This is a genomic window from Myxococcus sp. CA039A (assembly GCF_013336645.1).
GTDB classification, from domain to species: domain Bacteria; phylum Myxococcota; class Myxococcia; order Myxococcales; family Myxococcaceae; genus Myxococcus; species Myxococcus llanfairpwllgwyngyllgogerychwyrndrobwllllantysiliogogogochensis.
Map to the genome: position 1 here is coordinate 1 of NZ_JABUMQ010000420.1, position 8,305 is coordinate 8,305.

Below are 8,305 nucleotides of genomic sequence, written 5' to 3' on the forward strand. Positions count from 1 at the left end.
CATCCGGGCAGCGGGCTGCTCACCATCATGGAGAGCGCCAACATCGCGGCGGACTACCTCAACCGCGAGGCGGGCCAGGGGCCGCTGCCGGGCTGGCCGTACGTGCCGCCGCTGGACGACGTGACGCGGGATGCGGCGGGCCCGTCGTCGATGCAGGCGCCCCGGGCGCGCGCTGGCTGAGCTTCCTTCCCCTCCATGCGAACGGAAGGGGTCCCTCGCGTGGGGTCGCGACGGATGCGAAGCTGTCACCCTGTCCGTGGAGGTCGCGAGCGTATGCCCTTCTTCATCCCGTTGGCGGTGGGTGGCTTGGTGCTGACGGCGCTGGGGCTCGGCGTGAAGCGGGTCCTGGATGAGGGCCTCGTGGGGGCGCCGGAGCCGCCGGACGTCCGCGCGGCACGGGAGCGGCACGCGGTGGCGTTGGGCTCGCTCAAGTCGACCCGGCTGCGCGTACGCGCGGGGATGGCCTCGCTGGGCGAGCGGCAGGTGAAGGCGAAGGCGGAGGTGGTGGAGCCGCTGCGTGGGCTGCTGGCGCGCCTGGAGCGGTGGGAGCATGCGAGGCGGGAGGACGTCCTTCCGGCCGAGGCCCTGGCCGCGTTGGAGGCGCTGCCCGCCGAGCCCGTGTCACGAGCGGCGCGGCGTGCGTGGCCGCTGTTCGGTTCAGGGGCGACGGCGCCGCCGGAGCTGGTGCCCGTGCTCGAGTGGTTGGAGCGGGGCTGGTTGCAGGAGGACGCGGTGCCGGTGGTGTTGGATGGGATGTCGCTGTTCCACGCCGCGGCGCCCTGGGCCGCATCGCCCGCGCCGGACACGGTGGAGGCGCGTGTGCGGTGTCTGGAGGACTGCGCGGCGACGCTGACGCGGGCCTCGGACTTCCTGGAGGCGCTGCTCCAGCGACTGGCCGCGCTCGACGCGCGGGTCGGAGCGCTCCAGGGGCGCGCGGAGGTTCAGCTGACGTACCTGGATGCGGCCAGCTTCGAGGAGGGCGGCGAGGAGCCTCGTGAGCGGCTCTCTCGCCTGGGTGTGCTCGCGGGACAGTTGATGGTGCTGCTGCGCGCTCCGGTGCTGACGTTGGATGGGCACCTCGCGCCCGAGCCTCCGGTGTCAGCGGAGGAAGCGACGCTGGCTCAGACGTAGCGCCGCGCACTGGGCGGAGGCCTTCGCCGGGCCTTCGGTGTCAGCGGAGGAAGCGACGCTGGCTCAGACGTCACGATGCGCTGGGCGGAGGCCCGCGTCGGAGGCTCCGGTGTCAGCGGAGGAAGCGCCACCGGCTCAGACGTCACGATGCGCTGGGCGGAGGCCCGCGTCGGAGGCCCCGGTGTCAGCGGAGGAACAGGCGCGGGCTCAGACGTAGCGCCGCGCACTGGACGGAGGCTCGCGCCCGAGCCTCCGGTGTCAGCGGAGGAAGCGACGCTGCTTCAGACGTAGCGCTGCGCGAGCTGGGACACCTGTCCCGTCGCATGCGTGACGGCGACGGCGGCCTGCTGCGTGGTGTCCAGGTGGCGCAGCGTGTCCGTCGTGAGTTCGTCCAGCTCGCGCACGGCGGCGAAGAGCTGGTCCACGCCCTGGTGCTGCTGGGCCACCGCCTCGGCGATCTGCCGCACTGCGGACGCGGACTCGCGGGACAGCGTGGCCAGTTCCCGCAGCCGCTCGCCACTGGTGCGCAGCGGCGTCAGCGCCGTCTCCACACCCGCGGCGCCCCGGTCCGTCATCTCCGTCGCCTGGGTTGCGGCCGAGGCCATCGTCTCCAACAGGCCGCGCACCTGATTGGTGGCCTGGACGGACTGGTCCGCCAGCTCGCGCATCTGCCGCGCCACCACGCCAAAGCCCTTGCCGTGCTCACCCGCGCGCGTGGCTTCGATGGCCGCGTTGATGGCCAGCATGTGCGACTGGTCCGCCAGCGCCTTCACCACTTCCGACACGCGCCCCACCTCGCGGGCGCGCTGCCCCAGGTCCTGCATCTGCTCATGCAGCCCGTCGGCGATTTCGCGGATGGAGGCGAGGCCCTTCTCGGTGCCGAGCAGGGACTCCTCGCCCAGCCGGCCCACGGCGGCGGCGCGCTCGGCGACCTGGAGGATGCTGGTGGCGCGCGAGGCCGCCACATGCGACGCCTGCTGGATTTCCTGCGCGGTGGCTCGCGCCTGATGCAGCGCCGCGGCCTGTCGCGACAACGTCTGGTTCTGCTGGCTGCTGGCCTCCGACAACCGGTTGCCCGCCTGGGCCAGGTCCCCGGCCGACGAGCGCAGCGAACGAGGCAGCTCCTGCAGCCGCTGATAGAGCTGCCACGTCGTCGCCGCCAGGTCGCCCAACTCGTCCGTGGACACCCAGCGCGGCGGCGCGGCGCGGCCTTCCACCAACGCCTCCAGCGATGCACCGACCGCCCGCGAGCCCTTGGCGAGCCTGCGCGCGGCCCACGCCGCCGTGAGGATGGAACCCAGCGCGGCATAACCGCCGAACATGATGACCGGCAGCACCAGGTCGCGCTGCAGCGGCGCCACGGTGGCGCGCACGCGGTCGGCGGACGCGGCCTGTCCTCGTGACTCGATGTCGGCCGCCAGCGCGCCCATCTCCCGCTCCAGCCTCAGGTGCAGGGTGACGATGCTCGTCAGACAGGTGACGAGCAGCGCGGACACGACGGTGGCCGGAAGCAGCCACAGCTGCCTCGGCGCGAAGCCCTCGCCCGCGGGCCGGGCACTCGGCGCGCGCTGGTACGCCTCCAGCACGGTGGGCATCAGCATCTGCTCATAGAGCATGTACAGGAGCGGGCTGCTGAACAGCCCCGCGCTCACCGCCACCGCCACGCCCACCGGCACCACCGACATGGGCCTGTCCAACAGCAACGCCACGCCGCCGTTGAAGAGCACCCCACCAATGAACCACGACACCATCGACTCGCCGAAAGCCAGCGTCGAAGGGATGCGGATCAGCCGCTCCACGCGCAGCTTCCCCTGCGAGGCCATGGCGCGCTTCAGGAGCCACGGAATCACAAGCACCGGCTGCGCCACCGCGCACAACCCCAACACCAGCGGCGTGATGACTCCCAGGAGGATGCGCGTCGCGCGCGGCCCTTCCAGTGAGAGCAATTGCATGTCCACGTAGAGGGCCGGACAGAAGGCCACCGTCGTGATGAGGGACCGCAGCAGGTACATCCGCCGGAACAGCGCGCCAGGGGTCGGAAGCGGAGGAGTAGACATCGGGAAGCAGTGACTCCGGGGTGGCAGTGACCTCAGCGTGCGGGCCGGCGCGCCTTGCGTCAATGTCCCGTTTCAGCCTGAGAGAAGGATTCCAACCAGGCAGCGTGTCTGCATGGTCGTCAGCACCGGCGCGGGACCCTACCTCCTGTCTGTCTGCATGTCAGGCAATTCAAGGAAAATTATGGGATTACCACCCCCTGCTCCGAGGCGCGGGTGGCGCGTGGGTCGCTCCACGCGGAGCTCCTGGCGCGTGCGAGGCAGGAGGCTGACACCGGCACCTACATCAACGAGGGGACCGCCCGTTGCTTGGCGAAGTGGGCTCCCGGGCGGGCCGATGCGCCTCCGCCGTTTGATGCTCCCAGGGCAGGCGAGCGTCGTCGCGCCGCCTGCATGCCACCCGGCGCGTGTTCACACTCTCACCACAACGGCTCTCAGGAGCTCAAAGCCAGAGGAGATGCGTCATGGGTGAGTTGATCGACAAGGCCAAGGGCAAGATCAAGGAGACCGTGGGCGCCGCGACGGGCGACCGCTCGCTGGAGGCCGAGGGCAAGGTCGACACGGCGAAGGGCCACGCCAAGGAGAAGGTCGAGGACGCCAAGCGTGCGGTCCGGGACGCGGTGGACGACGACAAGCCTCGCCGTGATGAGCCCTAGTCCGGTACCGCGAAGACGATGATTGCCACGGCGGGGTCGCGGGGCATGCCCTCGCGACCCGCCCTTCTAGCTAGTATTTCAATAAAATCAATGAGTTGTCGTGCATTCGACCCCTGCCGCAAACGTCATGTGCCCTCCAGGTGCCCCTTCGGTGGCTGGAGCTGAAGCGACAAGGGGAAGGGGGCTCGGCGGGTCGAGCTGCTGCACCGCGTTCGCTCGTGTCTCTGGTGAGAGGTGGGCGTACCGCATCGTCTCGCTCATGTCGGCATGACCCATCAGCTCCTGGATGGCCTTCAGCGGTACGCCCCTCATGGCAAGGTGGCTGCCGTGGGTGTGGCGCAGGTCGTGCCATCCGAAGGCCCACGCTTGAGGGCCTCGCATCTCTTCGCCAGGGCCCACTGGAGGGTGCGCTCCACCACCGGCGCGGAATGCTGCTGGCGCGTGGCCCGTCGCTGCGCGAGCACGGCCGGGCGCTCCTCTTTGGAGAGGGCGCACCATTCGGGCAGGTCCGCCTCGATGACATAGAGCTGGCCCATGAGCTCCAGCACTTCGTCACAGGCGGGAGCGAACTGTCTGGCCTCGAAGCATTTTCTGCGCACGTGAGCCCAACAGAAGGCCAGCGTCGCGGGGTGGGCCGCTGTGCTCCCGACTTTGTCGCCGTCTGGTACGCTGCGTACCCGTCCACCAGGACGACTCCCGCGTACCACCTGGTACCGGGGTCCTTCTCAAGCACCAGCCAGTGCGTCTCGTCTCTCGCTCGAGGCGCCGAAGAGCTGCTTCTGCAGCAAGGCGAGCTGCTGCTTGAGTCCCTCGAGTTCCAGTTGGAGTCGCGCCTGGCCGTCCTCGCCCTTGAGCTGGGCATTCTCCGCCGCCAGCAGCACCGCCACCTCAGAAGTTCGCCTCCCAACTACGGCTCCCCCAGCGCACTCAGCCCGTCGAAGCCTCGGCGCATGTCCACGGAGCCGAGCACGCGTACACTCGCGCCGCGGACGCTCCCGTCTTCTTCGGCTCCGCCACCACCACCGGTACCAGAGACGGCCTCTGCCCAAGGCTCTGCCCTCGCCGATGGGCCGCCGGCCGGCCCTTCCTCCACGACTGCAGCGTCGGCTCGGAGACTCCCAGCGCCTTCGCCGCTCCCGCGAACGTCCCCCCCGGCTTCCTGCGCGTGCGCGACGTAGCGCACCGCGAACTCCCTGAGCGCCTCCGGGTAGGGCAATGAACCGCGCTGGTGCCCGCTCCTCAATCGCCCCAGCTCCTTCTCCACGGGCACCTCCACGGTTTCCCTGGAGGTTTTCGCAGAGGGGCAACACCCGGGGCTCAGGCCATATGTGCCGGCGTAGAAAAGAATGCGCCACGAAAATCCGAACCAACTCCCCGGGGAGAAGCCAACGCAGGCCCATTCCCGAGGTGAGCACCATGTCGATGGTTCAGGGTTCGACCGCTGCGAGAACGAGCGTATCCAACGTCCCCGGCTCTTCTCAGGGCGTGGCCCCGAGCGAGGCCGAAGCGCTCGCACGAGCAGCCGAAGAAGCGCGCAAGCAGGCCGAAGCCCGCATGAAAGAGGCGGCCGCGGCCCAGGAGAAAGCGCGTCAGGATGACCGCGCCGCCCAGGCAGCACAGAAGGCCTACGGCCCCGCTGAACAACAGTCGCTCGATGCCCAAACCGCCCTCAGTGACGCGCAAGCCGAACTGACCCGATTCAAGGATGCGCGCGCGAAGCGGTGCCCCTCGCCCGACGATGCTCAGCAACAGCTTCAACGTGAGCAGGCTGCCACAGATAGCCAGAACCGCCTCAACGCGGCGAAGGCCACCGCAGCGGGATTGGAACAGCCCTACCTCGCGACCCAGGCAGCCTCGGACGCCTCCTACCAACAGGCTATCACCCAGGCCAATGCTGCCCTGGACGCACAGAAATCCGCCAATACAGCGGCCAAGGCGGCCGGCAAGTCCGAGCCCTTCCCCAAGGCGAACGCCGTCCGGGACGTGTACGATGCGGGCAGTCTCGACGCCAAGGCCCAGACCGAGCTCCTCGGTGCTCCCTCCGTCGTCAATGTCTGGGCCGCCGCGCGCGCCGATGCCCAACGCGTGGGGGAGGCCACCCAGAGCAATCCGGTCGAAGGTGCCGCGGAGCTGGAACGCCAGCTTGCGGCGAGCACCGACCCCAACTACCGGGCGGCGCTCGCGGTGGAGGCCATGCCCCACACCCGCAAGCTCGTCGAACAGGTGGCCTCCGGGTCAACCCGTTCCGAGGACGCCAATGCCATCATGAAGAGCCTGGCCAACAGCGCCGCCCTCGGGGGGCCTCCCGCCCGAACCACGCTGGCCACGCAAATCAACGCGGCGACGTTCCCGTTCGCGGCAGTAGGGGAGGGGCCCACCAACAAGGACCGGGTCTTCAATGCGATTCGCGCCAACGGCGCGGATGCCAACATGGTCGATCTTGGAACGGAAATGGCCAAGCTGCGACGTGATGGCAACCTTTTCGAGGATGCGGATGCCATCGCTCAGCTGAGTCCGCAGCTCACCGCGAAGGCGGGGCAGACCGCCGGCCAGCAAGCGCTGCGCAACGAAGTGGACCTGAACACGGTGGCGGAGGAGCGCACGCAGGCGGAGACGGCTCAGCAACAGACTGACGCGGAAGCTCGCACCCGTGCCACCGACGCCATCGCCCTGTCCAAGAAGGACCCCAAGGAATGGCCCCCCGGAGTCTCCTTCGAGGGAGACAAGCACCCCGAGAAGGCCACGATGGTCCTCAAGGATGAGCAGGGGAACGTCCTCGAGCGCATCCAGGCGGATATGACCTATGGCTCGGTCAGGCTCGAGAGCACCAAGTTTGATCGCGCGAACCAGAAGGCCGACCTCAGTGTCATCGTGAGCCAGGGGCCGCAATCGACGACCAAGGTCATCGAATCCAGCTGGAAGATTGACCCCAATATGAAGGACTCATTGCGCTACACCGATGAGGCCCTCCGAAACATGGACGACTTGAACGTCTCCTATTCGGAAACAGAGATCCGGCGCGACCGGGGTGTGCTCGTCGAGAACTCATTCTCACGAGACGCACAGACAGGCGTCACGGAGACGAGAAAGCTCTATGACAGCCAGCAGAAGACGGACGGCGTCAATGACGAGCTGAAGGTCCGCTTCGATGATACGCGCCCCCTCGACACGGTGAAGATCCGGACCACCAACATCCCGCCCGTGGGCACCAAGAGTCCGGATGGGAAGCTGGCCAAGGCGAGTGTCACCGAGGGCACGTCCTACTCGCAGGGCGGCATTCGCGCCACGAGCTCCCAGACAAAGGCCGTTGACTCCCCCGCGAATGAGAAGACCTCTGTTCCCTACAGCCTCCTGGAGGTCGAGGATCGCGCCAAGGACGCGAAGAAAGCGCCAAAGAGCTGGACGTTCCAGGCAATCAAGCCGGGTGAGCTGAATACCCAGACGTTCGTCGAAGGGCAGCCGGACCTGTCCGTGGTCATCAAGAAGAAGATTCAAGGCAACACCGTGGAGGAGACCACGGAGGGCAAGGTTCCCAACCCCTCGGGCAAGGGGGACCCCGTGTCCATCCAGGGCACCTCGTCCAAGACGTATGATGCTCAGGGGCGCATCACCTCGCTGCACGCGGAACTCACGGATGCTCAGGGCAAGCGGCAGGTCCAGGACCATCAGCGCACCGAGGCGCGCAATGCCAGCGGACAGGTCGAAGTCACCGAGCGCACGGCCTCCTCTGAAGAGCTCCCTGGGGGCCAGGCCAAGCGCAACATCGAGCAGGAGGTGGTGTCCCTGCAAACGGACAAAGGGCCGCAATTGGTCCGCTCCGTCTATGGACTGAACGCGCCCGAAGGAAATGCCCGATCAACGCTGACGCCCGAGGGGCAAGAACTCCTCATCAACGGTGTGCCAGTAACGAGCATGGAGGACCTCAAGGCGCAACAGCCCGCCTCGGGTGCGCTGGGGGGGGCCGCGCTGGATGGACAATCCGCGCTGTTGCGTGATTTTGCCGCCCGGACTGCATCCATCGAGCCTTCGGCTCCCACGCCCTCCGAGCAGGCTGCCGCGGCCGAGCAGGCCCAGCCACAGGCGCAAGCAACGCAGGAGCAGCAGGCCCGGACGGACACCGGGGAGCGAAACTCTGTGTTCGCCGCCAACAACTACGGGCTCTATCTGGTCAAGAAGGAGCTCACGACCATTCATGCCCCGCTCCAGAACGAGCCAGACCCTTCTGCCAACAAGGCGAGATGGAGCAAGACGCCCGTGGAGGCGTTCAAGACACCTCTGACCATCGACCTGACAGCTCCGCAGCGATTCGTGACAGGTGCTACGGGAGGGGTCCAGGCACTCACGGGTTTCAGTAACGTCTACACCTCCATCAACTCGCTCATTCGCGATATCCCCCGAGGCGATGGACTGGGAATCGCAGAGGGGGTGGTGGGGCTGACGGGTGGAGGGGTCTCCGTATATGTG

Annotated in this window: 7 protein-coding genes and 1 pseudogene; 4 read left to right on the forward strand and 4 right to left on the reverse strand. The window is 68.0% G+C overall.

The features are described from left to right. Together HR086_RS42045 and HR086_RS42050 are read left to right on the forward strand one after the other, a co-directional pair. On the forward strand, positions 1-180 hold a 180-nt coding region (locus HR086_RS42045; protein ID WP_174468436.1), incomplete at its 5' end, for a hypothetical protein. Positions 181-273: 93 nt separating this feature from the next. Further along, positions 274-1,131: a hypothetical protein gene (locus HR086_RS42050; protein ID WP_174468437.1), complete on the forward strand. Its 858-nt coding sequence runs from the start codon at positions 274-276 to the stop codon at positions 1,129-1,131. 281 nt (positions 1,132-1,412) lie between these two features. Here the strand turns inward: HR086_RS42050 and HR086_RS42055 are convergent, their stop codons facing one another. Beyond that, complete coding sequence (locus HR086_RS42055) at positions 1,413-3,188, reverse strand: methyl-accepting chemotaxis protein (RefSeq protein WP_141643331.1); 1,776 nt, start codon at positions 3,186-3,188, stop codon at positions 1,413-1,415. Between the two features lie 461 nt (positions 3,189-3,649). Here HR086_RS42055 and HR086_RS42060 point away from each other — a divergent pair, with 461 nt between their 5' ends. After that, complete coding sequence (locus HR086_RS42060) at positions 3,650-3,841, forward strand: CsbD family protein (protein WP_141643332.1); 192 nt, start codon at positions 3,650-3,652, stop codon at positions 3,839-3,841. An 87-nt stretch (positions 3,842-3,928) separates the two neighbouring features. On the opposite strand, the pseudogene HR086_RS42065 reads toward HR086_RS42060, so the two are convergent. The 3 genes and pseudogenes from HR086_RS42065 to HR086_RS42075 form a co-directional block, all read right to left on the reverse strand. Next, a pseudogene (locus HR086_RS42065) lies at positions 3,929-4,195 on the reverse strand (tyrosine-type recombinase/integrase); the annotation flags it as partial. Next, the gene (locus tag HR086_RS42070; RefSeq protein WP_373564423.1) at positions 4,150-4,548 is read right to left on the reverse strand and encodes a transposase; all 399 of its coding nucleotides are present in this window, start codon (positions 4,546-4,548) and stop codon (positions 4,150-4,152) included. The gene HR086_RS42070 and the pseudogene HR086_RS42065, both read right to left, overlap by 46 nt. A gap of 18 nt (positions 4,549-4,566) precedes the next feature. Next, the gene (locus HR086_RS42075) at positions 4,567-4,728 is read right to left on the reverse strand and encodes a hypothetical protein (protein WP_174468440.1); all 162 of its coding nucleotides are present in this window, start codon (positions 4,726-4,728) and stop codon (positions 4,567-4,569) included. Between the two features lie 529 nt (positions 4,729-5,257). Between HR086_RS42075 and HR086_RS42080 the strand changes: the two genes are divergently transcribed. Continuing rightward, positions 5,258-8,305 (forward strand): hypothetical protein (locus HR086_RS42080; protein ID WP_174468441.1); only part of this gene is annotated, 3,048 nt, incomplete at its 3' end.